This window comes from Robertmurraya sp. DFI.2.37, from assembly GCF_029211245.1.
GTDB lineage: Bacteria > Bacillota > Bacilli > Bacillales > Cytobacillaceae > Robertmurraya > Robertmurraya methanolica_A.
In genome coordinates, this window is record NZ_JARGEJ010000968.1 from 1 (window position 1) to 255 (window position 255).

At 36.9% G+C, this 255-nt stretch carries 1 protein-coding gene; it reads right to left on the minus strand.

Annotated features, from left to right (window positions below; genetic code table 11):
* Positions 1 to 254, minus strand: a 254-nt coding sequence (locus PZE06_RS29375) for a helix-turn-helix domain-containing protein (RefSeq protein WP_275792594.1), incomplete at its 3' end; no start/stop codon positions are given.
* Position 255: the final 1 nt, after the last annotated feature.

The window sequence follows — 255 nt, forward strand, 5'->3', positions numbered from 1 at the left end:
ACCGATAGGTCTGGATATCTCTCCAAAAGCCAATCATGAATTTGAGCACTACTCAGGTGAGGATACTCTTCTAGCCATGCAAGTATCCAGTCTTTATAGGAATCTAGTTTTTTCTTCTTTCCCGAAGACTGTTCAGTGTAAGCTTTTGCCTCATCAAACGTCATTTCTAAATACTTATAGACAGTTGGTCTTGAGATCTTAAGCTCCTTAGCGATTTGTGTTACTTTAAATTTTCTTTTACTTAGTTCATGAATC